Genomic DNA, 23,856 nt, shown 5'->3' on the forward strand with positions numbered 1-23,856 from the left:
ATGTCTGCTGCCTGCGATGGAGGACCCCGCCGCCGTCGCGCCGCGGCGGCGGGTCCTCTCATCAGCGGCGGGAGCGTCGGGGCCGCCTCACGGCGCGCACCTTCCCGCTCGCGCCGCCGCCCGCGTAGAAGAGGTCGCCCCTGTCCGCTTCGAGCCCGGTGACGCTCACTCCCTCGGGCAACGTGAGCCTGACGAGCACGCGGCCGTCAGCCGGGTCGATCCGCCGGATATCACTCGCGCCGTCTTCCAGGGTGCCGTGCCAGAGTTCCCCCTCCGCCCACGTCACGCCCGTGACAAAGCGGTTGGACTCAATGGTGCGCAGGATGGCGCCCGTCTCGGGGTCGATTCGATGGATTCTCCGGCCGCGATACTCACCCACCCACAGCGAGCCTTCGGCCCAGGTGAGCCCCGAGTCACTGCCATTGCCCGGAGCCGGGAGCGTCTTCAACACCTGTCCCGTCTCGGGGTCGATCTTCCGGATGAGCCCTCCGCCGAGCTGAAACAAATGCCGCCCATCGAAGGCGGTCCCCGCGTCACACGCGACGGCGAGCGTGCGCACGGGTTCACCACTCGCCGGGTCGAAGGCATGAAGCGTTTCGCCGCCAGCGAACCAGACCTGTGCGCCGTCGAACGTCACGCCGTGGACGCGCGAGGCGCCCTCGAACGGGCCGTACTCACGGACGACCTCCGCTGGCTGTGTCTCCTCCACCTCGCTCCGAGTCTTGTCCATGTCCGCGCTCCTTCCGATGTCCCGTGCCCCGCTCTACCCAGGGAAACCCGAGGTGGGGAGTAACAAGGTCGTCGTGAAGCCGCTGACCGGGGGAGCCACCCAGCGTCTCGCGCGGCCACGCCCCAGCACCTGGACCTGTCCGGCCTCTTCCAGCGTGGCGAGCGCGCGCTGCACCGTGCGCTGACTTGCCCCCAGCGCGAGCGCGAGCGCGGAGGTCGACCAGTGCTCACCGTCCGCGAGCAGCGCCAACACGGCCCCGTCCGCCCCCTCGACGGGCGGCGTGAGGACCCGGACCTCCACCGGACGCCGGGGAACCAGGACGAAGCCGCGCGGGGTCGCCTGGATGTCCACCAGGTCGCGCGACTGCGTGCGCAGACGCCCCAGCTCCACGCGCAGGCGCGCGCGATGCGAGGCATTCACCCGCCGCGCTCCGAACACGTGCCAGACGAGCGCGTCGCGTGAGGCGTCACCCGGCCAGGCCTCGGCCAGCACCCGCAGGAGCGCGAACAGCACGGGGCGCGTGGACAGTGACACGACCCGCGAGCCCGAACGGAGCGCGCGACGACAGGCGTCAACGACGAGGTGCTCCGAGCCGAGCAGGGACTCGACCTCGTCGAGCAAGACAGGCCGCGCCTCGCCCCGAACGACGACTCGCGCGGCGGGAATGCTCAGGACCCGGGCCGCATGCTCGACCTCGGAGCCCAGCGCGGGGATGCGCGCGTTCCGGGCGGCGACGCGTGCGTGTTCGAGAGCGGTGCGGGCGGAGCGAATCTCCCCCCGGCGCAACGCCACCTCGAACGACAGCAGCCGCGCGAGCGTCGAATGCATCGCGGGCGCATCGCTCGGGTCGAGCTCGGCCAGCAACCGCTCGGCTGCATCGACACGTCCCAGCACCAGGGCATGCCGTGCCTGCAAAAGGCGAGTGTAGCGCGCGTTCTCGGAGTCGCCATGGAGTTCGAAGGTTCGCAGCGCCTCGACGAGCACGACCTCCGCGCCTTCGAAGTCGCGGGATGCGAGCGCCACCTCCGCCTCCGCGACGCCGCAGCGCGCCCGCGCGAGGACGTCCCCGGAGCCATAGGCGCGCGCGGCACGCTTCAACAGATGCAGGGCCCTGGGGAACTCGCCCAACTGCGCCATCGCGACCCCTCTCAGGGCCAACGCCGGAGCGTCCTCTCGGAGCGCCACGCGCTGAAGCGCACCGAGTGGGTCTCCCTCACGAAGCGCCCGAGCCGCCACGGTGACCAGCACATCCATGCCGCGCATCCTCCAGCACCCCACCTGCGTTGGGAAGCCCGTCGCCTTTGTTACTCCCGCCCCACGCCCGCCACCCATTACGTCTGGAGTCCCCAATCCCCGTGGAGGAATCACGTGACACCCGTCATGACGGAATCGAAGAGCGAGTGGCTCGCCGCACGCAAGGAACTGCTGGCGAGGGAGAAGGCCCTCATGCGCATGCACGACGAGCTGAGCGCCACACGCCGCGCCCTCCCCTGGCTGCGCGTGGCCGAGCCCTATGTGTTCAACGGCCCCGACGGTCAGGAGACGCTGGCGCAGCTCTTCGCGGGCCGAAGCCAGCTGGTCGTCTATCACTTCATGTTCGCGCCAGAGTGGGAGGCGGGCTGCAAGAACTGTTCGTTCTGGGCGGACTCCTTCAACGGAGTCGTCGAGCACCTGGCCCAGCGGGACGTGAGCTTCGTCGCCATCTCCCGCGCGGCGCTGCCCAAGCTGCAGGCGTTCCAGCAGCGAATGGGCTGGCGCTTCAAGTGGCTGTCATCCCAGGCCAACACCTTCAACTTCGACTTCAACGTGTCGTTCCACCCGGATGAACGGGAGCGCGGCGAAGCCGTCTACAACTACGGACCGCTACGGGAGTCCAACTCAGACATGCCGGGCATCAGCGCCTTCGCGAAGGACGAGCGCGGCGACGTCTTCCACACCTACGGGACCTATGGACGAGGCATCGAGGTCATCAACACGGCCTACCAGGTCCTGGACCTCGTCCCGAAGGGCCGTGACGAGGACGGGCTGCCTTGGCCGATGCAGTGGGTGCGACTGAGAGACCAGTATGGCCGCTGACCCGTTGACACGCCGCCCGGCGGTGGGCGCGCCGGGCGTGTCGCTGGCCCTGGGGCTGCTGGCCGCGCTCATCCCGAAGTGCCCCCTGTGCATCGCCGCGTATCTGTCGCTGCTCGGGGTGACGGTCGGCGTGGCTGGAGTCATCGGGACACACCTGCGACTCGTGGGCTTCACCGTGGCGGCCCTCTCGCTGGGCTTCATCCTCGTTCGTCGCCTGCGCGGTGCCCCACCACCTCCCCGGGTTGTTGGAGACTGGCCGCGACGCCCCACTCAGGACCCGGCGTCTGGAGGCGACGCTGCACACGCGCCACCTGCTTGCTAGCGTAGCGCGCATGCGAAGACCCATTGTGCTCGTGCTCTTTCCGCTGCTCTCGACGTTCGCCTGCGCGCCCATGGCCTCCGAACCCGATGACGAGGGCACTCGGACTGGCGAGGCGGCGAGGGCGGCCACGACTCCGCTCCGCGCGAAGGCGCTCGGCCGGATGCGGAACGCGGCGACGTACTTCCATGACCAGGTGGCGCGCCAGGGCGGCTATGCGTGGCATCACAATGCCAACAACCTGAGCGAGCGCTGGGGCGACATCCAGCTCGACGAAGAGCAGATCATGATTCAGTCGCCCGGCACGTCGGACGTGGTGATTGCGTTCGTCGAGGCGGCCCTCGCGGACCCGGCCACACCCGCGCTCAAGACGTACGCGACGGACGCGGCGATGGCGCTGCGTCATGGGCAGGTCAAGTCGGGAGGCTGGCGGCTCTACGCGGACTTCAAGGCGACGCCGACGCTGAAGGCGTGCTACCGCCACACCACGGCGAGCTGTAGCTGCGGCGGCTGTACGACGACGACCTACGACGACCAGACCACCCAGAACGCGCTCATCGCGATGATGCGCGCCGACCAGCTCCTCGGGTTCACGAACACGAATATCTCCGACGCCTCGTCCTACGCCCGCGCGCGGGTGGAGACCTCGCAGTTCCCGACGAATGGTGGCTTCCCCCAGGGCTTCACCGGTCCCGTCGCCGCGCGGCCGGCGCTCACGGCCAGCTACCCGCCCTCCATCGGGACCTCGTGTGGCCTCGCGAACTGTTATGCGAATACCTACACCCACGAGTACTGGGATGACCCGACCCTGAACGACAACCTCGCGACGGCCTTCGTGGAGATGCTGAACTGGGCCCAGGAAATCTATCCCGCGCAGGCCACGACCTATCAGGGCATGCGCACCGCGTTCGGGGGATTCCTTCGCCGGGCACAGATGCCCCAGCCCCAGCCCGCCTGGGCGCAGCAATATGACATCCAGATGCAGCCGCGCTGGGCGCGCAACTGGGAGGTTCCAGCCATCGCCGGTCAGGAGAGTCAGGACGCCATGTGGGCGCTGCTTCGTCTCTACCAGCTCGACCCCAGCGTGCCGGCGAACCGCGACGCGGTCGGCACCGCGCTCGCGTACCTGGAGACCGTGGACCATGCGAACGACACACTCATCCACCGCTACATCGAACTGGATGACACCTCTCCGGCGAACACGGGCTTCTTCACGGTGAAGCCCGGCGGCTACCCGGTCCGGTTCTCCCAGGCCCCGCCGACCTACCAGAACTACGGGTGGGCGGGTCCGTCCCAGCTCGTCGCCCTCCGCGCGGAGTACAACCGGCTGTCGAGCGACACGACGGTGATGAAGCGCTCGTGCCAGCAGCTCCGCGCCGACACGGCCCAGGCCGTGGATGCGACGGTGAACAACGAGAAGTGGCTCACGACCTACAGCCCGAGCGGTCCGCGAAGTGGCGCCACGCCGGGTGACTATCTCGACACGAGCACGTTCGTGCGGAACCTGCGCACGCTGGCCGAGTTCGTCACCCGCACGACGACCGACTGCACCGCCTGGAACTACTGAGGGGCGTGGCCTTCAAGCCATCCCCTACGGCGCCGAGCAGCGAAAGCCCCTGAGCCGCGGGCGGGCTCAGGGCCCCATCGGGCGCAGGCGCGCGTAGAGCGCCTGGTCATGCACGGTGCCGTCCTTGACGGCGCTGCGCCGCAACAGGCCCTCGCGCTGGAAGCCCGCCTTCTCCAGCACCCGACACGACGCGACGTTGTCGGCGAAGGGCAGCGCGAACAAGCGGAGGAAGTCGCTGTTCGCGAAGGTCCAGGATGAGAACGCGTCGAGCGCGCTGCTGACGATTCCCCGGCCCCACAGCGACTGCCCGAGCCAGTACCCCACCTCCGCCGAATAGCACTCGATGTCCTTGCCGGGAATCAGCCCCATGGAGCCCACCGCGGCGCCGTCCACCTCGATGGCGAAGTCCGTGGGAGGCAGCACGGCTCCCGCGTAGCTCACCCACCCCGCGGCATCCTCGGCCGTGTAGGGGTGGGGAAACCGGTCACGGAGGTTGCGCCACACCTCGCGGTTGTTGGCGTGCTGAACCAGGGACGCCTCGTCACCGCGTCGCCAGGGGCGCAGGACACAGGGACCACACTCGATGCGAAGCGGCAGGGACATGGGGGGAATACGATTCCAAGAGCGTCGTGTTGCCTCAAGGGAATAGACGCGCCACGCGCCCTGGAGCGGCCAAGCGGGCATGACGCGCGGCCGCTGTCCGATTCGTGCAAGACGCGCGCGGAAGCCATGGAGAGACTCCCACATCCACGCTCCTTCCCAGGACATCCGATGCTCATTTCCGCCAAGGACGCCGCACGCCGGTTCTACCCGCGGCTCGAAGAAGCCATCCACTCCGGCGACTTCAGCCTCCTGGATGACGTCATCCAGCACGACGCCATCGACCATCATCCGGACCCCGACATGAAGCCCGGGCGCGAGGGCATCAAAGAGGCCTTCGCCGGCTTGCGGACCGCGTTTCCCGACGTTCGCTTCGTGCTCGAGGACCTGGTCGCGGAGGGTGACAAGGTCGCCTGTCGCGTCCTGACCCGAGCCACCCACCTGGGACCCTTCATGGGATTCGCGCCGACGGGACTCCCGGTGGCCTACACCGTCCTCGACCTGCTGCGCTTCTCCGCCGACGGCCGGCTGCTCGAACGTTGGGGGCTCGTGGAAGAGTCCCACCTGCGTCAGCAGCTCGCACGCGCCCCGCGCCGCTGAGGCGAATCGCAACAGCATGCCGGCAACCGCGCCCCCAGGGCGCTGCGTCAGCACACCCTCAGGGGCTTGCCTGACAAAGCGCACCGGGGCAGTTCGAGGGGCTCAAGTCCCCTCCCCGCCAACGATTGGCCTCGGCCGAGCTATCGTCGCTTGAGCTTCGCACGATAGGACACGTAGCGAGGAGTGACACCGCTCTCGGGCGTTGCTCCCGGTGGCAGGAACCCGAGCTCCAGCTCGGACGTCTCCAGGGCCTCTTTCTTGAGCGCGGAGCCTCGGATGACCACCTCGAGAATCAAGGACTTTTCTCGCGGCGAGAGCTTCTTGCCTCCCATGAGCTTGGGAAACTTCTGGGCGAACTGCGGAACGTCGTAGATGGCGATGTCTGGTGAGAATGGCTTCGATGAGGTCGCATTGGTCACGGGGTTGTACAGCTCCCCTCCAGCGGTCAGCTTCACGTCGCCAATCACAGGCATACTCGTCGGCGGTGCATCCGTGGGTTCGACGAGCCACACCAGCCTACGGCCTCCCGAAGCGGTGCTATGCCGTGTCTGACGCTCAGCCTGGGTCAGCTCCGTGACTGACAACAGGGTCACTTGGGCGCCTTCCAGGAACCCCAGATGCGCGAAGGCGACAGTACACTCGGAACCGCCTGCTAGTGCCCCCACCAACGAGTTCGAGCCCGACGGGCGCCTGGAACAGGTGGCTGCTCGAACACCCATTGGGGACGCGAGGCCCATGTCCAGCGTCCTTCGCGGCTGGCGGCTCACCGCCTGAAACGCGCGGTTCACCGACGCCTGACGGGGCTTCGCAGATATGCCCCGCGCGGGGCGGAGGGCTCGGGAATCCTCCCTCTCGTCGCGGGGCGGCTCGACGTCCCGCTCGAGGAGCCTCCTTCGCATGCGACTTCCCCGTTCCCTACTCCTGCTGGCCCTCGTCGTTCAGTGGGTCCTTCCCGGAAGCATCGCCAGTGCCCAGACGCCACGAGGCTCTCGGGCCCAGCGTCATTCACGCGTCGACGCCATCTTCTCGCCATGGATCGGCAAGGCCACGCCCGGCTGCGCGGTGGGTGTCTCTCGCGACGGCGTGGTGGACTACGCGCGGGGCCACGGCATGGCGAATCTGGAATACGACGTCCCCCTCACGCCGCGCTCCGTCTTCAATCTGGCCTCTGTCACCAAGCAGTTCACCGCGTACTCCATCGGGCTGCTCTCACAAGACGGCAAGTTGTCGCTGGACGACGACATCCGCAAATACCTGCCGGAGATACCCGACTACGGCAAGACCATCACCATCGCGCACCTGATGCACCACACCAACGGGTTGCGCGAGCAGGGTCAGTTGCTGAGCCTTGCCGGCTTGCGCGGCGACGACCTGAACACCGAGGCGGACATCCTCGAGGTGCTGACCCGGCAACGCGGTGTGAACTTCGAGCCGGGGACGGAAATCCTGTATGGCAATGCCGCGTACACATTGCTGGCGGTCATCGTGCACCGCGTCTCCGGCAAGCCCCTGCGGGCATTCGCCGACGAGCGGCTCTTCAAGCCGCTCGGAATGACCGACACCGGGTTCCAGGAAGACCACAACGCGGTCGTTCCCAGGCGCGCCATGGGCTACTTCCCCCGCGAGAGCGGCTGGGGAATCAGCATGCCCAATAACGACCACTACGGCGCCAGCAATCTGCTCTCCACTGTCAGTGATTTGCTGAAGTGGGAGCAGAACCTGCTCGATGGGCGCGTCGGCGGGCCGGCCTTGAAGGCGCTGATGCAGACCTCCGGCAAGCTGAACAATGGCACCGAGACGCGTTATGGCGGTGGCTTGCATGTGGCGGAGCATCGCGGTCTGCGCACGGTGCGACATGACGGCACGGGTTCCGGCTTCCGCACGGAGGCCGTCCTCTTCCCCGACCAACGGCTGGCCATCGTCGCGTTGTGCAACAACGGCTCGATTGCGGTCACGGACCTCGTGTGGAAGGTGGCCGAGGTGTATCTGGGTGACCTCCTGAAGGACACCCTGCCGCCCGCCGTTGCATTTCCGGAGGCGGAGCTGTCCGCGCTCGCCGGCAACTACTGGAGTCCCCTGACGGATGAAGTCGTGCGACTGGAGGTCAAGGACGGAGCGCTGCGCGAGGTCGGCATGCCCAAGGCCTTCGTCCATATTGGCGATGGCGCGTTCCGCCCGGGCGAGTCGACGCATGTCTGGCGCTTCGTGGCGCCGACGCCCCAGGCCCCACGCGAGCTGCGCATCCGGGATGCCTGGCCTACGACGAGGGACTTCATCCGCCTGAGCGCGCCCATGCCCACGCCCCCAGACCTGGCGGCGTTCGTCGGCCAGTATCGCGGCGAGGAGGTCGCCATGACCTACACGGTGCGCATCGCGGACGGAAAACTGGCCGTGCGCTGGCCCCGTCGGGACGAGGTCGTGCTGGAGCCCGTGGGTGGGGACCGGTTCATCGGCTCGCTCGGAGCGGTGACCTTCACACGGGCGGCCTCCGGAGGCGTGGATGGATTGCTGGTCAGCAGCCGACGCCTGCGCCGGTTTCGCGCGGAGCGGATGGAGGCACCGCGACCCACGGGGGCGGCTCGCCAGGCTTCCGGCCCTTGAACAGAGGAGCCCTGGCCGGGCCACTTCGCTCGAGGCTCAGGGCCGTCCCGCGCGGTCCAGGATGGGCACGAGCACCGCGGCCAGGTCTCCCAGCACATTGATGCTCCCCGTGACGTAGCGGCCCGTCGCGGGGACATGGAGCATGAAGCTCTGGTAGCCCGCCGTGCCGCCCAGATGCCCGACGGCGACAACGCCTTGGGACTCGAGCCGCATCACTCCGAGCCCGTAGCCGACCAGTCGGGACTCGGGGTCGGGCGCCGATTGGAACGCGACCATGGCCTCCAGCGTCTCCGTGCGCTCGAAGAGCGCACCAGCGCGCAGCTTCTTCCAGAAGGTGAGGAGGTCGGAGACGGTGGTCACCAGGGCGTGACCGCCAGAAGCCCCGGCCATCGACGGGTCGACGACGGTGAGGTCCGCCAGCGCACCGTCGAAGGGAACGTAGCCACGCGCGCAGGGCGCCGGGCAGTCCAGGTCTCCCGGCTCGGGCACGCGTGTGTGGGAAAGCCCCGCTCGCTCGATGACCCGCTCTCGGACAATCTCGCGCCAGCTCCGGCCTTCCGCGGCCGAGAGGATTTCGCCGAGGAGCACGTAGTTGGTGTTCGAGTAGCCATACTGGGAACCGGGAGGGAACGCCGAGGGCCGCGCTCCGGAGATGCCGAGAATCTCCTCGAGCGTCCAGCGGTGCTCCGGGTCCGCCATGATGGCCATGTTCGTCTCGTCGGTGACCCACTCCGGAATACCCGAGCGGTGAGCGAGCAGCATGGCCACGGTGATGCCCCCCGCATTCTCGATACGGTCCGTCACGCTCGCCGGCAGTCGCTCCGTCAGGGTGTCATCCAGCGCGAGCGTGCGCCGTTCGACGGACTGGAGCACCGCGGTGGCGACCAGGCTCTTGAGGATGCTGCCCGCACGGAAGCGGTGCTGCGCGGACATGGGCTGATTCCGCTCAACGTCGGCGACGCCAGCGACACCCAGCCACATCGGGCCTTTGTCCGAGGCAACGGCCAGCGAGACCCCAGGCGTCACGCCCTTGGCGACGGCGTCCTCGAGAATGGCTTGAAGGTCCGCGTGCAGCGTCGTGGGTTCTTCTTCGTCGTCGCCGCAACCACTGACGGCTCCGGCCAGGGCGAGGAACAGGACGAGGGAGAGCGAGGTGAAGCTCGGCCGTCGCGCGGGCCCCTGTTCGAGTGAATCACCGTGGCGGACTTCGAGACTCCGGGTGTGGATGTTCATGCACAGGGAACACCGCTCGGCTGCGGAGGTGTCACCCCCCTCTCTGAGGTCGAACATGACAAACCCAATCATGGACCGGGAGAATCCTGACTCATGCAGGGTAGAACCTACCCTGCCAAGGAATTGCTAACACCTGCCATCCAGCCATCACATACTGAAGCCAGCCACATCCCTCCTCCATTTCAGAAAGGCCCGCCACGTGACATACCCGGCCCTGGCAGACCTACGCCCTCGTCTCGCGTCACTCCTGGCTTTCATCCTCATGGCTCTCGGCTGCGGTGAACCCACCGTGGTCGCGCAAGCGGATGAACACCTCGGCTCGAAGCCCCAGTCGCTCAGTTCGGTGCGGGTGACCCAGGCCCTGGCGGCAGGGGCCTACCACTCACTGTTCCTGAACAAACATGGCGAGGTCTGGGCCTGGGGACAGAATGGAGCCGGACAGCTTGGCACGGGGGCCACCAGCAGCACCGCCCAGCCAACTCTCGTCCATGGAATTCCTCCCATCAAGGCGCTGGCGGCTGGAATTGCCCACTCCGTCGCGCTGGATGTGAGCGGCAACGTCTGGGTCTGGGGACAGAATGCCAACGGGCAGGCGGGGCTCGGCAGCACGGGAGGCAGCGTCCTGATTCCGACGCGCGTCGCCGCGCTCTCAGACATCCAGGCCATCGCCGCCAACGGCAACTACTCCCTGGCGCTGAGCGCCGATGGGCGGCTGTGGGCGTGGGGGCAGAATACTTCTGGCCAGATAGGCACGGGGGCGACGAGCGCCGCGGTCGCCACGCCCGTGGTGGTCCCCCATTTGCCGACCCTCCGGGTCATCGCCGCTGGCATCAATCACGCGATGGCGTTGGATGCGGATGGCGGGGTGTGGGCCTGGGGCCAGAACACCTTCGGTCAGGTGGGCACTGGCGCGACCAGCGCCACCGTGTTGTCGCCGGTGTTGGTGACTGGAATTCCCCGCGCGACCGCCGTGGCGGCGGGATCGGGGCACTCCCTCATCGTCGATGCGCAGTTCGGTAACGTGTGGGGCTGGGGGCAGAACAACTTCGGACAGGTGGGCACCGGCATCGCCTCCACGTCGCCCGTCCTGGCGCCCACGCCCGTCAGTGGAGTCTTCGCCGTCACGGCGCTGGTGGCCGGACACAACAGCTCCTTCGGCATCATCGGTAACGGGGTGGCGATGGCCTGGGGCCACAATGCCTCCGGCCAGCTCGGCAACGGCACGACGACCCATAGCGCCACGCCCGTGAATGTCGCGGGCCTGTCGGACGCGAGGGCCCTGGCGGCGGGGGCCCAGCACGTGCTGGCGGTGCGGCCCGGATGCCCGGTGTGGGCCTGGGGAAACAATGGCCAGGGGCAGCTGGGCACGGGCAGCACCACCCCTTCGACGTCGGCGGCGCCGGTCTCCACGACGCTGACCCAGACGTTCTACTTCGACGGCGATCAGGACGGCTTCGGGGACGAGTTCCTCACGGAGCAGGCCTGTGAACCCTCCCCTGGCTTCGTCCAGGAAATCGACTGCAATGACTACATGTCCACCACCTACCCCGGCGCACCGGAGGTCTGCAACGGGACGGACGACAACTGCGACGGGGAGGTGGATGACGACAATCCGAGTGGAGGCGAAAGCTGCGCGACCGGCCAGTTGGGGGTCTGCGCGACCGGCACCACGGCCTGCACCGAGGGCAACGTGGTGTGCCAGCAGAACCAGTCCGCCTCCGAGGAGCAGTGCGATGGGCTGGACAATGACTGCGATGGCTCGGCGGACGACGGCAATCCAGGCGGTCTCGCGGCGTGCACGACGGGCGCCGAGGGCGTCTGCGGCGCGGGAGTGACGTACTGCACGCACGGCGCCATCGAATGCGCGCCGGTACAGGGGCCCTCGACGGAGTCCTGCGACAGCCTGGACAACGATTGCGACGGAACCATCGACGAGGGGGTGAAGACCACCTTCTACCGTGACGCGGACGGAGACAGCTTCGGCAGTCCCAGCCAGACCACTCAGGCCTGCTCGGCGCCCGCTGGCTACGTCGCCAACGCCAGCGACTGCGACGATGGAAATGCCGGCACCCGGCCTGGCGCCTCGGAGACGTGCGACGGCGTGGACAACAACTGCGACGGCACCGCCGACGAAGGGGCGAAGACCACGTTCTACCGTGACGCGGACGCGGACGGCTTCGGCAGTCCGAGTCAGACCACCCAGGCCTGCTCGGTCCCCGGCGGCTACGTCGCCAACGCCAGCGACTGCGATGACGGCAATGCCGGCACGCGGCCCGGAGCCTCGGAGGTGTGCGACAGCGTGGACAACAACTGTAACGGCACCACCGACGAAGGGGTGAAGACCACCTTCTACCGTGACGCGGACGGCGACAGCTTCGGCAGCCCCGGACAGACAACCCAGGCCTGCTCGGTGCCCGGCGGCTACGTCACCAACGCCAGCGACTGCAACGATGGCAATGCCGGCATCCGCCCAGGCGCCTCGGAGGTGTGCGACAGCGTGGACAACAACTGCAACGGCACCACCGACGAAGGGGTGAAGACCACCTTCTACCGTGACGCGGACGCGGACAGCTTCGGCAGCCCCAGTCAGACGACCCAGGCCTGTGCGGTGCCCGGCGGCTACGTCACCAACGCCAGCGACTGCGACGACGGCAATGCCGGCACCCGGCCCGGAGCCTCGGAGGTGTGCGACAGCGTGGACAACAACTGCAACGGCACCACCGACGAAGGGGTGAAGACCACCTTCTATCGTGACGCGGACAGCGACAGCTTCGGCAGCCCCAGCCAGACCACCCAGGCCTGCTCGGTGCCCGGTGGCTACGTCGCCAACGCCAGCGACTGCAACGATGGCAATGCCGGCATCCGCCCAGGCGCCTCGGAGGTATGCGACAGCGTGGACAACAACTGCAACGGCACCACCGACGAAGGGGTGAAGACCACCTTCTACCGTGACGCAGACGGCGACAGCTTCGGCAGCTCCAGCCAGACCACCCAGGCCTGCGCGGTGCCCGGCGGCTACGTCACCAACGCCAGCGACTGCGATGACGGCAATGCCGGCACCCGCCCCGGAGCCTCGGAGGTGTGCGACGGCGTCGACAACAACTGCGACACCCTGGTCGATGCGAATCCGGGAGGATTCGTCTGCGCAGCTACCGACCTGCCGCTCGTCGCCACTGGAGCTTCGCACTCCATCGTGGTGCGCCAAGATGGCACCGTGAGGGCCTGTGGCCGAGTCAGTGACGGACAACTCGGCGATGGAATCATTCCCCGAAGCTTGACCCCCGTACAGACACGGAATTTGACCGGCGTCGTCGCGCTCGCGGCGGGCGACGCACACACCGTCGCCGTGCGACAGGACGGCACCGTCTGGGCGTGGGGCTACAACACCACCGGTTGGCTTGGAGATGGAACGAGCGGCTGGCGCTCGTCACCAACACAAGTGCAAAACCTCTCCGGCGTCACGGCCGTTGCCGCCGGCCTCCGTCATACCGTGGCACGTCGACAGGACGGCACTGTCTGGACATGGGGCAGCAACAACTATGGCCAACTCGGAGATGGGACAGGCTCCGGCCGGCCCACCCCCGTACAGGTCCAGAACCTGACCGGCGTCACCATGATTGCCGCGCACTGGAACCACACCCTGGTACTCAGACAAGATGGAACCGTCTGGGCATGGGGCGACAACTACTACGGTCAACTCGGTGATGGAACGACAACCGAACGTCCAACGCCGGTGCAAGTCCACACCCTCTCCGGCGTGACAGCCATTGCTGCTGGCTGGGAGCACAACATGGCGTTGAAAGCGGATGGCACCGTATGGGCTTGGGGCGACAACGGCGACAACCAACTCGGCGACGGGACGACCATCGACCGCCTCACACCCATTCAAGTGCCTGGCCTGTCCGGAGTCACCGCTCTTGCCGCGGGCTGGCGTCACTCCATGGCACTGAAGGCAGATGGCACAGTGTGGACCTGGGGTTCCAACTTCGATGGCCAACTCGGCGACGGGACGGGCACCAGCCGAACGACGCCGGTGCGAATCCAAGGATTGTCCGACGTGAGAGCTATCGCAACAGGCGCAAATCACAGCCTGGCACGGCGACAGGACGGTACGACCTGGACATGGGGTGACAACGCCTATGGCCAAATCGGCGACGGGACGACCACGGACCGCTCCGCACCGGTGCGGGTACAGGGGGTGTCCAGCATCATGGTCCTCGCCGCGGGAAGGGAGTACTCCGTCGCACTGAGACAAGACGGAATCCCCTGGGCCTGGGGCAACAACGTAGATGGACAACTCGGGGATGGATTCACGCACTGGCGCACGCACTTCGTCCAGGCGGCTGGGCTGACCGGCGTGACGACCGTTGCGGCGGGCGACGACCACTCCCTCGCGCTGCGGCAGGACGGCACGGTGTGGGCCTGGGGCTCCAACGCATTCAGCAGTCTGGGCGACGGAACAGGCATTGACCAACCAACCCCCGTGCAGCTCCAGGGCCCGTCTGGCCTGACAGCCATCACCGCGGGCCGCTGGCACAGCGCGGCGCTGAGAAATGACGGCACCGTCTGGGCCTGGGGTCTTGACGAGACTGCGTCCGGTTGGCGTCGCACGCCGACGCAAGTGCAGGGCTTGTCGGGAGCGACAGCCATCGCCGCGGGTGACTCGCACACCGTGGTGCTACGGCAGGACGGGACCGTCTGGGCATGGGGCTATAATGGGTTCGGTCAGCTCGGCGACGGGACGAAAACCAACCGCTCCTCGTCCGTACAAGTCCAGGGAGTGTCCAGCGTGAAGGCCATCGCTGCGGGCAATAGACACACCGTGGCGCTGCGTCAGGACGGCACCGTTTGGACCTGGGGCTACAACATCGACGGGCAACTCGGCGACGGAACAACCATCAACCGTTTGACGCCAGTGCAGGTGCAGGCTTTGTCTGGCGTGGTCGCCATCGCAGCCGGCGATTCGCACACCGTGGCGTTACGACAAGATGGCTCGCTCTGGGCATGGGGAGAGAACTTCTCGAGCCAGCTCGGCGACGGCACGACCACCGGTCGCACCACCCCGGTCAAGGTGCTGGGTGTTCACGGTGTCATCGCTCTTGCGGCGGGTCACAATCACACCGTGGTCATGAGGCCTGACGGGACGATCTCGACGTGGGGAACCAACGGCTATGGCCAGCTCTGCGACGGGACGATCACCTCCAGGTCCACACCCGTCCACGTGCCAATCCCGTGAGGACCGCCCCGTCCTCACTTCGGTCCTGAACAGGCGGGTCGACACCTCGGTCGACGTCGGACCGCCTGCCGTACGGGCGAAGGGACTCTCGCTTCAGTGACATGAGGGGCGCCCGTGAAGTCGCGGGCGCCCTGAATGTCCTCGGCACGCTGGCCCGCGCGAAGAACGGACAGGTCTCCACCACGACGCACGGAGCCTCGCGATAGAAGCCAGGGCATGTCGCGAACGTATGAGGAACTGGAAGCCGAGGCCGCGAGTGCCTCCGTGGAAGGCTGGGACTTCTCCTGGCTGAACGGTCGCGCCACCGAGCAACGCCCCTCCTGGGGCTATCAGCGACAACTGGGTGAGCGAATGGCCCGTGCCTCCGCCGCGCTCGATATCCAGACCGGCGGTGGCGAGGTGCTCGCGGGTGTGCCGAAGCGGCCTCCCCTCACCGTGGCGACCGAGTCGTGGCCACCCAATGTCGCGAAGGCAACAAAGCTGCTGCACCCGCTCGGCGTGGTCGTCGTCGCCGACTCCGACGAGCCGCCCCTCCCCTTCGCCGACAGCGCCTTCGACCTGGTCGTCAGCCGCCACCCGGTGACGACGTGGTGGACGGAGATTGCCCGCGTCCTCCAACCCGGCGGAACCTATTTCTCCCAGCAGGTCGGCCCCGCCAGCGTCTTCGAGCTCGTGGAGTTCTTCCTCGGCCCCCTGCCCGCCGAAATCCACCGCAGGCGCCACCCCGACGACGCACGTGCCCAGGCGGAGTCCGCCGGACTCCATGTCACCGACCTGCGGCTGGAGTCCCTGCGCACCGAGTTCTTCGACATCGGCGCGGTCATCTACTTCCTGCGCAAGGTCATCTGGATGGTCCCGGACTTCACCGTCGAGCGCTACCGCCCCCAGCTCCGGGCCCTCCACGAGCGCATCCAGCGCGACGGCCCCTTCGTCGCCCGCACGACACGCTTCCTCATCGAGGCACACAAGCCCAGCACATCCTCCAACAGGTAAGGATTCAGGGACGGACGTCGCCACGGACCTCTGGCGATAGGGAAACGGGGCAGGTCATTTACACGCCCAGTGCGAATTGGCGATATTCCAGAGAAGTCCTGATAGTCAGACCTATCTGGACTCAGACCGCGAGGCGCACATGTCCCGGAAGAGTGCATTGGTTTCAGGCAGTTCCTTCGTCCAAACAACGCTCCTGCTGCTCACCCTGAGCGCGAGCCCCGTGTATGCGGCGGGCACATTCATGGGGGCGTGGGACCTGAATGGAGATGGCACGCTGGAGTCCGTCTACAACAACCTGAGCTACATCGAGGTCCAACAAACGAATGGCGGCAATCGCACGTACCCCATCTCGACGGGCGCCTGGACGTTCCTTCAGGCGACGGACATGGATGGCTCGCCGGGCGCCGAGCTGGCCTTCAACGCGGGAAACCTGGTCCGGGTCATCACCCACCGGACCGCGGCGACACGCGACTATCCCATCTCCGGCGGGGCCTGGGCTCCGATTGGCTTCAGCAACATGGATGGACTCGCGGGCCAGGAGCTGGCCGTCAACGCGGGGAGCTTCGTCCGGGTCATCACCCACCGGCTCTCGGCGACACGCGACTATGCCATCTCCGGGGGCGCGTGGACGCCGCTGGGCTTTCATGACCTGACCGGCGACGGAGCGACTGAACTGCCCATCAACACGGGTGCCGCCATTCGAATCATCGACCACCAGGCGTCAGGGACTCGTGACTACCCCATCTCCAGCGGCACCTGGGCGCTGATGGGCGTCGCCGACACGAATGGACAGCCGGGCGCCGAGTTGATCATCAACAACGTCTCGTACGTGAGGATCATCCGGGACGCCAGCCGCGCCACGCGGGACTACCCCATCGCCGGATTCTGGACCCTGCAGATGATCGCCAACATCGATGGCCTGGCCGGGGACGAAGTCGTCATCAGCACCAGCTCCTCCACCAAGACCATCTACGACGCCCAGGGAATCATCCGCTAGTCATTAACGAGAACATCCGGCGGCACCGGCGCGGAGGATATCCAACCCCCACGCCGGGCCGCCGGTGTGACCTGCACCGCGGCTTCGGACCTCATCTCCGTCCGGAGAGAGATGAACCTCAGGGGCGCTGCTGCGCGAGCATCCAGCTCAACACCTTCGGGTCCTGGTAGACGCGGTCCCAGATTTCATGGCCGCCGTCATGAAAGAGGGTGAAGAGCACCGGGCGCTCGGGAGGATTCCCATTCGCATCCTGGGCCGTCTGGCCGTCGACCCAGTCCCACCGCCCCAGTGCCGGGCGGAAGAACGCGGTCTGCGCCCGAGGCGGATAGGTGTACGTGTCCATGACGGTTCCCGTGGCCCCCATGGCCTGTCCCAGCCGGGTGAACCATTCGCGTGTCCCCGAATACGAGACGGGGTCGTTGATGGCGTGTGAGCCCCAGACCGGGAGGTTGGCGTCCACCATGGCCTGCGCGCGAGCGGCGGAGGCGCCGTAGCCTCCGTTGCACACGGGAACCGCGGCCGCCAGCTTCGCGGGGAAGCTCTGCGCATAGGAGAACGTGCCCGCGCCGCCCATGCTGAGGCCCGTCAGGTACACGCGCTTCCTGTCCACCTTGTACGTCGACAGGATTCGCTCGATGAAGGGGTTCAGGCTGTCCAGGGCCTCCTGGTCGTTCCAGTAGCTGCTGGTGCTCGTCTGGGGCGACACGAGGATGAAGGGATAATCCTTCCCGTTCTTGTCGATGTACGACTGGAGCCCCATGTTCCGGACGCGCTTGAGCTGGTTGGTGCCGCCGTCGCCTCGCTCACCCGCGCCATGCAGGAAGATGACGATGGGCCAGTTCGTGGCCGCGTTGTAGCCCGGCGGCAGGTACACGACGTAGCCATAGTTCCCCGGGAGCGTGCTCGTGGTGTCCCTGTAGATTTCAGTGGTCGTGCCTCGCCCGGTGCTGGCGGGCTCCACCCGCACCTTGGTGCGTGAGGTGGCCGTGGCCCCCTGGTCATCCGTCACGAGCAGGTCGAACTCGTAGAGCCCCGCCACCAGGCCCGAGGCCGTGGCGGTCAGGGTGCTCGCGCCCGTCAGCGTGGCGGTGTTCGGCCCGGAGAACTGGGTCCACTGCCGGGAGACCACCGTTCCGTCCGAGTCGCTCGCCGTGCCGGTGAGCTGCGCGGACGACGTGGGCAGCACCACCGTCTGGTCCAGGCCCGCCGAGGCCGTGGGAGGCACGTTGGCGGGCGGGCCCACCGGCGCGCCATAGATGACGATTTCGTTCGACGCTCCGTACATGGTGCGCGCGAAATGGATGTAGCGCGTGCGCTGGCCCACGGGCACCAGTTGCCACGTCTCCCACAGGGTGGTGTTGATGGTGAAGGTGGAGGTCCATGCACCCGGCGTCCCCACACGGAAGGAGACCGAGCCGTTGTGGTCGTACGTGTCGAACACGCCGACTTCCGTCACGTCGTGGAGCTGGCCCAGGTCGATGATGAAACCCATGGGGTACTGGGTCTCGTTGTAGACGACGTTGCCCCAGGTCGTCGCGGGCTTGAAGGTCGAGCCCGCGCGCGGGTCACCTATCAGCGCCTGCTCGTCGTAGAGGTTTTGATAGACGCCCAGCGTCGGGCGGACTCCGTCCGGTTGAACCATCGCCGGAGCGATGACCAGCTTCTGTCCCACGAGCGGCGAGGCACTGGAGGAGAGTGCCTGCTCGGCGCCACCGTCCTCGGGAACTCCACATCCGACCAGCAACACGCCCAGCGAGGCGAAACCACGCATCCATACGTCACGAAGCCGCGAACGAATCACAGAGCCTCCTCATTCAGAGATGGTGAGGAAGACAAAGCAATACTGACTAATCATGAATGTCCAGATTAATCAATTTCTGATGTTCTTGTTCTTCGGAAGGCACCGTCTGCCCCGGTAATTCGTGGTCATTCCGCAACCATATTGCTGTGGTATAACATATTCTCTTGACGAGACGGCTCTCCGACCTCCCGGGACCTCCCGGCCACAGCCGAGAGGTCCCTTGGGATGCCCGCAGTGACAGCTCAGCAGGTCTTTCTGATGAGCGCCTGACAGTGCTTGATGGCCTGGGCGATGGTGCAGCCGGTGGCCGTGCAATGCGGCCGCCCCGTGTTCGGATGTCTGCAGTAATTGAGCACCACCCAGCAGGCGAGGTTGTCCTCGTCCACGCTCATATTGGCGACTTCGGCGTCCGGAGCCTGCTCGCCCGGCTCAGCCGTCCGCTGTTCGATGACCAGCTCGCGACCATCCTCGGTGGTCATCACCTGGCCGGTCTCCGGCAGGCTCGCCTCATCGGTGCCACAGCCGACGAGCGGCATCGTTGCCAGGAACATTCCCAGGAGCAGCTTCTTCATGGTCAGGCCTTTCTCTTGGACGAGAGGACGCCCCACGGGCGCCACCGGAGGTTCGGATGAAATCCGGCCTTCGATGCCTAAACCGCGAAACAATAAAACACAAACACCATGACCCAATCGACAGACATGAGACATTCAGGATGTAGCATTCTGGCGGTATGAGCCAGGAGAGCCCAGACAGGTACCCCGCTCGCTGCGGGGAGAGCATGCGGGGTCTGGCCCCAACGACTCGGCACCGCGATGCGGGCGGTGCCGGAGGGAACAAGCGGGCCCGCCATGTTCCCCGCACCCGTCGGATGGGCGGACTCAGCCCTTCTGGGAGTTCGCGGGCGCGGAGGAGATGTCCGCGTCCTCTCCCTCGCCACCCACGGTGCCGTCCGCTCCGTAGGAGATGACGACGGGCCGGCCTCCCTCGTTGAGATACACGTAGTCGTTCTGCCACGGGTCCTTGGGGAGCTGCTCCAGGGTCCGACTCTCCACCAACGCGCCGAGCCCGGACTGCGTGTCTGGGAAGCGGCCCTTCTTCGAGTAGTGGAGCTTGAGCGCGGTTTCGATGGTCTTGATATCCAACGAGGCCCGGTCTCCCCTCGCCTCACCCAACGTCGGAATGACAGCCACCCCGACGGCCGCGGCGATGAGGCCGAGGATGGTGATGACCACCATGATTTCAATGAGCGTCATGCCGCGATTGCGACGGCGCTGCTGCCTGGACTTGTTCTGGTTCATGCCTGTTCTTCACCTCATGTGACGTAATGGCAGGCCCCCACCTCGCCACGCGTGTCGCCCTGTCCTTCGGCACCCTGGCTTCGCGCATGGCGCTGCCCTGAAGGGCCCTCTTCCGACCTCCGGCGTCGGGCCCGGGGGCCTCCAGTGCAGGCCACGTGCCGCCATGAAGTTCGTCAGGGCCGCGAGCCCGGTGGTTACCGCGTCGCCGCGAGGACCGCGGCCAGCCGCCGTACGCCTTCGTCGATCCGGTTCACGGGAATGCTCCCGTACCCGAGGACGAGCCCTTGGGGAGGTGTGGGGGCGGTGGAGAAGCGAGACAACGGATACACCGCGATGCCCTCCGCGTTCGCGGCGCGAGCGACTTCGTCGGCGTGCAATCGCTCGTCCCGGAACAGGGCACACAGGTGGAGCCCAGCCACCGATGGAGCGGGCTCCGCCCAGGTCCCCAGGTGGCGCTCGATGGCGCTCACCAGTCGATCACGGCGGGACTGGTACTCCTTCCGGGCCCGGCGGACATGCCGCGCCAGCAGCCCTTCTTCCATGAACCGCGCCAGAGCGGCTTGAGTCGTGAGGGGACTGTGCCAGTCCGTCAGGGCCTTGGCGGCTCGCAGCGCGGGACGAATCGAGGGCGGGGCTATCAGGTACCCCACCCGAAGTTCCGGCAGCAGGGTCTTGGAGAACGACCCCACGTAGATGACTCGCCCGCCTCGGTCCAGGCTCTGGAGTGGCTCCAACGGTCGGTCGTCGAACCGGAACTCGCTGTCGTAGTCATCCTCGATAATGGCTGCCCGACGACGTTCCGCCCAGGCGAGCAGCGCCATCCGCCGCGCCAGGGACATGGGCATGCCGAGTGGAAACTGATGGGACGGCGTGGTGTAGACCACCGCCGCGTTCTCCGGCAATGCGTCCACCTCCAGCCCTTCCGCATCCAGCGGCACCGGATGAACCCGCGCCCCCTGTGACTGAAACAGCAGTCGCGCCATGGGGTAGCCAGGGTCTTCCATGGCCACCACGGCGCCCGGCTCCCACAGGACGCGGCCGATGAGGTCCAGCGCCTGCTGGGTTCCGTTGGTGATGAGGATGTCCTCGGCTGTCGCCTGAATCGACCGGGCGACTCCTACATGCCGCGCGATGGCCTGCCTCAGTCGGAGCAGCCCGGAGGGCTCCTGGTAGAGCGCCTTGCGGTTCTCCGCTGAATGCAACTCCCGAGTCACCAGCCTGCGCCAGGCGGCGAACGGGAAGAGTCGCGCATCCGGAATCCCGGCGCGAAAGTCGAAGGCGGGTTTTCGCGCCGGGCGTTCCGGTCCCACGGTGACTCGGTCCCAAACGGGCAGAGGGCGGAGCCCCGTTCCGGACAGGGCGTTGCGTCGCTGTTCGGCTGGCGCTATCGGCGACCGAACGAAGGTGCCCGAACCCACGCGAGCGGAGAGGAAACCCTCCGAGGTCAGTCGTTCATAGGCGGCGGTGACGGTATTGCGCGAGACCTTCAGTCGGTCAGCCAGCTCTCGCGTGGGAGGAAGGTTGTCGCCACTTCGAATGCGCCCCTCGAGAATGGCATCCCTCAACTGGCGATAGAGCTGCGTGGCAAGCCCGTGTCGTCCGGAGACCGTCAAGTGGAGGTCCATCGCGGCCATCCTCATTGGACCCTTGGAAAGGGTCAATGTGTGGACACCTATGGGTCCACTGCGTCAGGAGCGTGGGTCCTCCGTTGAATCCAGAGTGCGGCCCGTGCCCAGGTTGCCCGGCGGTCGAACTCCTCCGCCCGCCACTGGGTGGAGACCATCGTCCCTCGGCCCTGGAACCGTCGAACCACTCGCACGTGGGGGGCCCAGCGCACGAAGCGTCGAAGGTCCTCTTCGCTCTTCCATACGGAAACCGACCCGGACCTTCGGCCCAGGACCTCAAACCACAACCACGTTCCCACCGCGCCCTCGAGCTGTGGCCAGGCTTGTCTCAGCTTCGAGCCCTCCCACCAGATCGCCGGTATGTCTCGGATGTAGGCAGCGGTGAATTCGGTCACGCTGATGAGTACCGGGCCCGGCGCTACCTGCGCACCCCCGGCCTTCCACCGACTTCTCCTCATGAGTCACTCCTCCTGATGGTGTTCCAGGGTGGAGGGCGGATTGGCTCTACTCAAGGGCCAATCCGGAGAAGAATGAAGGAGCCAATTGACGGCGTTCGCCAGCTCCGGCCCACAGGGCCCGCCGCTCAAATCAGCAACAGCGCCTTGCCGGTGATGCTTCGGGCCGTGAGCGCCGCATGGGCGTCCCCCGCCCGCTCCAGGGGGAAGGCCTGCCCGATGACCGGCCGCAGCCGTCCCGCCACGGCCAACGCCAGCGTCTGCTCCGTCAACCGCTGACGCTCCGGCAGGGGGAACTGGACCTGCTGAATGCCGCGCACCGAGATGTGCCGCCGCTCCGCCTCGGCCGTGTCGATTTCGGCGAACCCACCACCAGGTGCCCCGTGCGCGGAGAACTGTCCTCCTCGCGCCGTCACCCCGAAGGCCGTCTGGCCCAGCTCGCTGCCAGCGCCGTCGAACACCACGTCCGCGCCCCGCCCGTCCGTGGCGTCCAGCACCCGCTGGCCCCAGTCCGGCTGGGAGTAGTCCACCACGACGTCGGCGCCGAGCTCCCGGAGGAGCGCAAGCTTCCGCGCCCCCCGCGCCGCGCCGATGACCCGCGCTCCGGCCGCGTGCGCGAGCTGCACCAGCAGGACACCCATCCCTCCCCCCGCCGCGGTGACGAGCACCCACTGTCCCGGGCGAATCGCCGCCTTCTCCATCAGTCCCAGCGCGGTGGGACCATCGGACCGGAGCGCCGTCGCGTCGCGCAGCTCCAGCCCGTCCGGCACAGGGACCATCTTCCGCACCGAGACGACAGCACGCTCCGCATACCCCCCGCGCTCCTCCGTGTTGGCGATGACCCGCCGACCCACCCAGCCCGGGTCCACGCCCTCGCCCACCGCGCTCACCGTCCCACCCACGCCGAAGCCCGGCACGTAGGGCGGGTCAATCTTGAAGAACTCTCGTCCCCAACCTGTCCGAATCTGCGTCTCGACGAAGATGATGTCCGCGAAGGAGACCTCCACGAGGACCTCACCTGCCCCGGGCCTGGGCTCGGGCACCTCACGGGGTTCCAACACCTCCGGCCCACCGAACCTCGACACCTGGATTGCGCGCATGCGTTTCACCCTCCATGGCCGCGCGGACACGGCGGAGCCAGGCGGCGAGACACCATGTCCCGCCCGCCTGCCCGCTCGTGACTCGAACGCCGCACGCCAGGAAATCTGCGACTTCAAGTGCACTTGAAGTCAAGGCGAAGTGCGCGCATATCGAGGCATGGACGAGTCGCTCACGATTGGACAGCTGTCCCGGCGAACCGGCGTCGCGACCTCCGCGCTGCGCTTCTACGAGGAGCGGGGCCTCATCCACTCCGAGCGGACCTCCGCGCGCCACCGACGCTTCGCCAGGCCCGTCATCCGGCGCGTGGCGTTCATCGTCTTCGCCCAGCGCGTCGGGCTCAGCCTCGAAGAGGTCGGCCGGGAGCTCGCCAGACTGCCCGTCGACACCGTCCCAGGCCGACAAGACTGGGCTCGGCTGTCCGGGACGTGGAGTCAGCGCATCGACGAGCGCATCGCCGAGCTCGAGCGGCTCAAGGCGGGGCTGACAGGGTGCATCGGCTGCGGCTGTCTCTCATTGGACCGCTGCCGCTACGTGAATCCAGGAGACCGGGCCGCCGCACAGGGGCCCGGTCCACGCTTCTGGGTCAGGGCTCCGAAACACGAGCCACCGACCCAGGAGCGATGA

Annotated in this window: 19 protein-coding genes; 9 read left to right on the forward strand and 10 right to left on the reverse strand. The window is 67.2% G+C overall.

Features of this window, described 5'->3' with window-relative positions; translation table 11 throughout:
* Positions 1–61 precede the first annotated feature (61 nt).
* Both HUA75_RS23070 and HUA75_RS23075 read right to left on the reverse strand, forming a co-directional pair.
* A complete protein-coding gene (locus HUA75_RS23070) occupies positions 62–730 on the reverse strand; it encodes a PQQ-binding-like beta-propeller repeat protein (protein ID WP_174487637.1) in 669 nt (222 codons plus the stop codon).
* Positions 731–763: 33 nt separating this feature from the next.
* Positions 764–1,984 (reverse strand): HTH domain-containing protein, encoded by a 1,221-nt coding sequence (locus HUA75_RS23075; RefSeq protein ID WP_174487638.1) that lies wholly within the window; start codon positions 1,982–1,984, stop codon positions 764–766.
* 126 nt (positions 1,985–2,110) lie between these two features.
* Here HUA75_RS23075 and HUA75_RS23080 point away from each other — a divergent pair, with 126 nt between their 5' ends.
* Genes HUA75_RS23080 through HUA75_RS23090 form a run of 3 tightly spaced genes read left to right on the forward strand, consistent with a single transcriptional unit; the run spans position 2,111 to position 4,692 of the window.
* Complete coding sequence (locus tag HUA75_RS23080; RefSeq protein ID WP_174487639.1) at positions 2,111–2,806, forward strand: thioredoxin family protein; 696 nt, start codon at positions 2,111–2,113, stop codon at positions 2,804–2,806.
* Positions 2,796–3,128 carry a hypothetical protein gene (locus tag HUA75_RS23085; RefSeq protein ID WP_174487640.1) on the forward strand — a complete coding sequence of 111 codons (333 nt, stop codon included), beginning with the start codon at positions 2,796–2,798 and terminating at the stop codon, positions 3,126–3,128. The genes HUA75_RS23080 and HUA75_RS23085 overlap by 11 nt, the downstream gene beginning before the upstream one ends.
* Positions 3,129–3,138: 10 nt before the next feature.
* Complete coding sequence (locus HUA75_RS23090; RefSeq protein ID WP_174487641.1) at positions 3,139–4,692, forward strand: hypothetical protein; 1,554 nt, start codon at positions 3,139–3,141, stop codon at positions 4,690–4,692.
* A gap of 66 nt (positions 4,693–4,758) precedes the next feature.
* Here the strand turns inward: HUA75_RS23090 and HUA75_RS23095 are convergent, their stop codons facing one another.
* Positions 4,759–5,295: a GNAT family N-acetyltransferase gene (locus HUA75_RS23095; protein ID WP_174456427.1), complete on the reverse strand. Its 537-nt coding sequence runs from the start codon at positions 5,293–5,295 to the stop codon at positions 4,759–4,761.
* Positions 5,296–5,463: 168 nt separating this feature from the next.
* Between HUA75_RS23095 and HUA75_RS23100 the strand changes: the two genes are divergently transcribed.
* Positions 5,464–5,892 (forward strand): ester cyclase, encoded by a 429-nt coding sequence (locus HUA75_RS23100; protein WP_174462753.1) that lies wholly within the window; start codon positions 5,464–5,466, stop codon positions 5,890–5,892.
* A gap of 140 nt (positions 5,893–6,032) precedes the next feature.
* Here HUA75_RS23100 and HUA75_RS23105 read toward each other — a convergent pair whose 3' ends face one another.
* Positions 6,033–6,359, reverse strand: coding sequence for a hypothetical protein (locus tag HUA75_RS23105; protein WP_217446237.1), 327 nt, complete (start codon positions 6,357–6,359; stop codon positions 6,033–6,035).
* A 430-nt stretch (positions 6,360–6,789) separates the two neighbouring features.
* Between HUA75_RS23105 and HUA75_RS23110 the strand changes: the two genes are divergently transcribed.
* A complete protein-coding gene (locus HUA75_RS23110) occupies positions 6,790–8,493 on the forward strand; it encodes a serine hydrolase (protein ID WP_174487643.1) in 1,704 nt (567 codons plus the stop codon).
* A gap of 36 nt (positions 8,494–8,529) precedes the next feature.
* Here HUA75_RS23110 and HUA75_RS23115 read toward each other — a convergent pair whose 3' ends face one another.
* Entirely contained in the window at positions 8,530–9,726 is a 1,197-nt protein-coding gene (locus HUA75_RS23115) for a serine hydrolase (protein WP_174487644.1), read from the reverse strand.
* A 289-nt stretch (positions 9,727–10,015) separates the two neighbouring features.
* Here HUA75_RS23115 and HUA75_RS23120 point away from each other — a divergent pair, with 289 nt between their 5' ends.
* The 3 genes from HUA75_RS23120 (at position 10,016) to HUA75_RS23130 (ending at position 16,952) form a co-directional block, all read left to right on the forward strand.
* Positions 10,016–14,962 (forward strand): MopE-related protein, encoded by a 4,947-nt coding sequence (locus HUA75_RS23120; protein ID WP_217446238.1) that lies wholly within the window; start codon positions 10,016–10,018, stop codon positions 14,960–14,962.
* A 216-nt stretch (positions 14,963–15,178) separates the two neighbouring features.
* Positions 15,179–15,955, forward strand: a complete 777-nt coding sequence (locus tag HUA75_RS23125; RefSeq protein WP_174487646.1) for a class I SAM-dependent methyltransferase — start codon at positions 15,179–15,181, stop codon at positions 15,953–15,955.
* Between the two features lie 139 nt (positions 15,956–16,094).
* The gene (locus HUA75_RS23130; protein WP_141643929.1) at positions 16,095–16,952 is read left to right on the forward strand and encodes a hypothetical protein; all 858 of its coding nucleotides are present in this window, start codon (positions 16,095–16,097) and stop codon (positions 16,950–16,952) included.
* A 118-nt stretch (positions 16,953–17,070) separates the two neighbouring features.
* Here the strand turns inward: HUA75_RS23130 and HUA75_RS23135 are convergent, their stop codons facing one another.
* The 5 genes from HUA75_RS23135 to HUA75_RS23155 form a co-directional block, all read right to left on the reverse strand.
* Entirely contained in the window at positions 17,071–18,723 is a 1,653-nt protein-coding gene (locus HUA75_RS23135) for an alpha/beta hydrolase-fold protein (RefSeq protein WP_174487647.1), read from the reverse strand.
* Positions 18,724–18,995: 272 nt separating this feature from the next.
* Entirely contained in the window at positions 18,996–19,325 is a 330-nt protein-coding gene (locus HUA75_RS23140) for a hypothetical protein (protein WP_174487648.1), read from the reverse strand.
* Between the two features lie 306 nt (positions 19,326–19,631).
* On the reverse strand, positions 19,632–20,051 hold the full coding sequence (gspG, locus tag HUA75_RS23145; RefSeq protein ID WP_174456432.1) for a type II secretion system major pseudopilin GspG: 420 nt from the start codon (positions 20,049–20,051) through the stop codon (positions 19,632–19,634).
* A gap of 194 nt (positions 20,052–20,245) precedes the next feature.
* Positions 20,246–21,676, reverse strand: a complete 1,431-nt coding sequence (locus tag HUA75_RS23150; RefSeq protein ID WP_174456433.1) for a PLP-dependent aminotransferase family protein — start codon at positions 21,674–21,676, stop codon at positions 20,246–20,248.
* Between the two features lie 583 nt (positions 21,677–22,259).
* Positions 22,260–23,231 (reverse strand): zinc-binding dehydrogenase, encoded by a 972-nt coding sequence (locus HUA75_RS23155; protein ID WP_141643924.1) that lies wholly within the window; start codon positions 23,229–23,231, stop codon positions 22,260–22,262.
* A gap of 157 nt (positions 23,232–23,388) precedes the next feature.
* Between HUA75_RS23155 and soxR the strand changes: the two genes are divergently transcribed.
* Positions 23,389–23,856 (forward strand): redox-sensitive transcriptional activator SoxR, encoded by a 468-nt coding sequence (gene soxR, locus HUA75_RS23160; RefSeq protein WP_141643923.1) that lies wholly within the window; start codon positions 23,389–23,391, stop codon positions 23,854–23,856.

Origin of the sequence: Myxococcus sp. CA040A, assembly GCF_013336725.1 — a bacterium.
GTDB classification, from domain to species: domain Bacteria; phylum Myxococcota; class Myxococcia; order Myxococcales; family Myxococcaceae; genus Myxococcus; species Myxococcus llanfairpwllgwyngyllgogerychwyrndrobwllllantysiliogogogochensis.

Excerpts from the sequence above, each read along its gene's own strand:
- HUA75_RS23070 (WP_174487637.1), bottom strand. The coding sequence starts at position 730 with ATGGACAAGACTCGGAGCGAGGTGGAGGAGACACAGCCAGCGGAGGTC.
- HUA75_RS23080 (WP_174487639.1), top strand. The coding sequence starts at position 2,111 with ATGACGGAATCGAAGAGCGAGTGGCTCGCCGCACGCAAGGAACTGCTG.
- HUA75_RS23090 (WP_174487641.1), top strand. The coding sequence starts at position 3,139 with ATGCGAAGACCCATTGTGCTCGTGCTCTTTCCGCTGCTCTCGACGTTC.
- soxR (WP_141643923.1), top strand. The coding sequence starts at position 23,389 with ATGGACGAGTCGCTCACGATTGGACAGCTGTCCCGGCGAACCGGCGTC.
- HUA75_RS23150 (WP_174456433.1), bottom strand. The coding sequence starts at position 21,676 with ATGGACCTCCACTTGACGGTCTCCGGACGACACGGGCTTGCCACGCAG.
- HUA75_RS23130 (WP_141643929.1), top strand. The coding sequence starts at position 16,095 with ATGTCCCGGAAGAGTGCATTGGTTTCAGGCAGTTCCTTCGTCCAAACA.
- gspG (WP_174456432.1), bottom strand. The coding sequence starts at position 20,051 with ATGAACCAGAACAAGTCCAGGCAGCAGCGCCGTCGCAATCGCGGCATG.
- HUA75_RS23110 (WP_174487643.1), top strand. The coding sequence starts at position 6,790 with ATGCGACTTCCCCGTTCCCTACTCCTGCTGGCCCTCGTCGTTCAGTGG.
- HUA75_RS23085 (WP_174487640.1), top strand. The coding sequence starts at position 2,796 with ATGGCCGCTGACCCGTTGACACGCCGCCCGGCGGTGGGCGCGCCGGGC.
- HUA75_RS23140 (WP_174487648.1), bottom strand. The coding sequence starts at position 19,325 with ATGAAGAAGCTGCTCCTGGGAATGTTCCTGGCAACGATGCCGCTCGTC.
- HUA75_RS23125 (WP_174487646.1), top strand. The coding sequence starts at position 15,179 with ATGTCGCGAACGTATGAGGAACTGGAAGCCGAGGCCGCGAGTGCCTCC.
- HUA75_RS23095 (WP_174456427.1), bottom strand. The coding sequence starts at position 5,295 with ATGTCCCTGCCGCTTCGCATCGAGTGTGGTCCCTGTGTCCTGCGCCCC.
- HUA75_RS23115 (WP_174487644.1), bottom strand. The coding sequence starts at position 9,726 with ATGAACATCCACACCCGGAGTCTCGAAGTCCGCCACGGTGATTCACTC.
- HUA75_RS23075 (WP_174487638.1), bottom strand. The coding sequence starts at position 1,984 with ATGGATGTGCTGGTCACCGTGGCGGCTCGGGCGCTTCGTGAGGGAGAC.
- HUA75_RS23155 (WP_141643924.1), bottom strand. The coding sequence starts at position 23,231 with ATGCGCGCAATCCAGGTGTCGAGGTTCGGTGGGCCGGAGGTGTTGGAA.
- HUA75_RS23135 (WP_174487647.1), bottom strand. The coding sequence starts at position 18,723 with ATGCGTGGTTTCGCCTCGCTGGGCGTGTTGCTGGTCGGATGTGGAGTT.
- HUA75_RS23100 (WP_174462753.1), top strand. The coding sequence starts at position 5,464 with ATGCTCATTTCCGCCAAGGACGCCGCACGCCGGTTCTACCCGCGGCTC.